This window comes from Sedimenticola selenatireducens DSM 17993 (genome assembly GCF_000428045.1).
Classification (GTDB): domain Bacteria; phylum Pseudomonadota; class Gammaproteobacteria; order Chromatiales; family Chromatiaceae; genus Sedimenticola; species Sedimenticola selenatireducens.
Genome location: NZ_ATZE01000041.1, coordinates 1 through 1,992 on the forward strand (window position 1 = coordinate 1; position 1,992 = coordinate 1,992).

The 1,992-nt window shown below is 59.0% G+C and carries 2 protein-coding genes; both read right to left on the reverse strand.

The genetic code is table 11. From position 1 onward, the window contains the following. Positions 1-115: 115 nt before the first annotated feature. Entirely contained in the window at positions 116-580 is a 465-nt protein-coding gene (locus A3GO_RS24540) for an acyl-CoA thioesterase (protein ID WP_051302633.1), read from the reverse strand. A gap of 186 nt (positions 581-766) precedes the next feature. Further along, complete coding sequence (locus tag A3GO_RS0118665; RefSeq protein ID WP_029134692.1) at positions 767-1,762, reverse strand: nucleoid-associated protein; 996 nt, start codon at positions 1,760-1,762, stop codon at positions 767-769. Positions 1,763-1,992: the final 230 nt, after the last annotated feature.

Genomic DNA, 1,992 nt, shown 5'->3' on the forward strand with positions numbered 1-1,992 from the left:
CTCGCGTCCTGGCGGGAGCACCACCCCGTACTCGCTCAACAGGCCCCGCGCCTGATTGATCAGCCGGGTCTGCTCATTGATCAGCTGCCGGCGTAACCCGACCAACGGCGCTGATTCACTCCGGGTAATAGATCCGCTCGAAGAAGGCGCGATACTCCGCCGGTACCGGCTGACTCTTCAACTTGTCGGCATCGATACAGGTGGTGGTGGTGCGGGCATCGACACAGAGCCGCTCATCCACAAAGATCCGGTAATGCAGCCCCAGGGAGCTGCGCCCCAGCTTGAAACAGGAGACCCGGATCTCCGGGCGTTCGCCGAAGCGCAGCGGCTGGCGGAAATCCACCTCGGTATGCACCATGGGAAAGGCGATGCGCAGATCCTGGATCAGGTAGAAATAGCGCACCCCGATATACTCCTCCCAGAGATCCTCAAACGCTTCGTGGATGAAGTTGTGGATACGCGGGAAATAGGCAATCCCCGCCGGGTCCACATGGCTGAAACGGACCAGTCGTTTGGTCACAAAGACCGGTCCTTCACCATCGCCCACCGGGCGTATCTGCAGGGCATCGTCTCTCTTCATAGTGCTTTACTCGCTGATTTCACAAATTTCTCGGTAATGTGGCTTATTCGCCGGGTCTTACGATACCAAACAGTAGATCGTGTCAGCCGAAGGCATAACCCGACAACCGCGGCTGACTACCGCGCGACTGGACACAACCCAGAGTATGTCCTAACGATACCCGATCATTAACAATCGACCCGTCGACTACTCCTCGACATGCCCCAACAGCTGGCTGCGCAACATCTTCGGCAGGCCGGTAATACTCAGGGTATCGGTTTCGGCCTGATAGTGTACCCGCTTGTTCAGCTGATGGGAGGAGAAGCTGATCGCCAGATCCCGCTCCCGACCGGCGAACTTCACATAGCGCTGCAGGCTCCTGCGGTCCAGCAGCAGAGGCCCGCCGCCCTCCGGCAGATGATCCGCCAGATAGCTGGAAAAGGCCGCCGCGTCTACCCCGTCCAGGGCCTGGGAGAGTCCGCTGATGGCGACCGGGGCATCCTGCAGATCCTGTTCGACACAGTAGCCGACCACCTGGCTGCGAAAATCGTTTACCTGCTCCTCGGGGAGTTTCTGCGAAAAGGTCTCGATGCGTTCGAGAAAATCCCGCGTGGCCGCCGCCTTGTCCACGCCGGCGCTGAAGCCGACCAGTTGCTGCAGCAGTTCGGCCATGCCCTTGCTCCGGGAGGGACTCATGGAGAGGTAGGCACCGCCCTCGCCGTCGCGCCACTGGGTCAAATCCACCTTCAACGCCATCATCGAGGCGCCAAAATCCAGCGTCAGTACCGGCTCCACCTCCTGCCGCTCATTGATCCGGTTGGCGATACGCTGGTTGACGACAAACAGATAGACTGCCTGCTGCTCATACTGCTGTTCCATGAACAGGATCAGATGCCCGCGCAGCTCGCCGCCCTGCTCCAGGAGCAGTTGCAACAGCTGTTGGGCCAACTGTTCGCTGAATCCGACAAAATCCTGCCTCTCTCCAGCCAGTTGCTCCAACCAGTGGCCCAGGCCGCACTGCAGGGATTCATCCGAGAAACGCCCATGTTCACGATTGATACGGCTCAGATAGGCCCACTTCAGGTCCGCGGCAAGCGTCTCCAGCGGTTCATCGACGGCCAGTTCCGAGGCGCGCAGACGCAGCACCGGTGCGCCGCTCTCATCCGGGTGGATCTGATGGGTAATGCAGTGGGTGATGGCCATTTCTACTCCGCGAACAGGCCAGAAGCCTGGCTGGTTTATCCGTTTGAATCGAAAATCACTGGGAGCGAATCAAATCAGGTTTGTAGGGTGGATAAGCCGGTAGGCGCATCCACCATTGCCGCGGTGGATGCGCTGTCGCTTATCCATATATGGTCTCCTCCCCATTTGCAAGGCATTAGATCTCGATGGCAGGGACAAGTTGCTACCATATATCCGGCCTGTTATCGAAG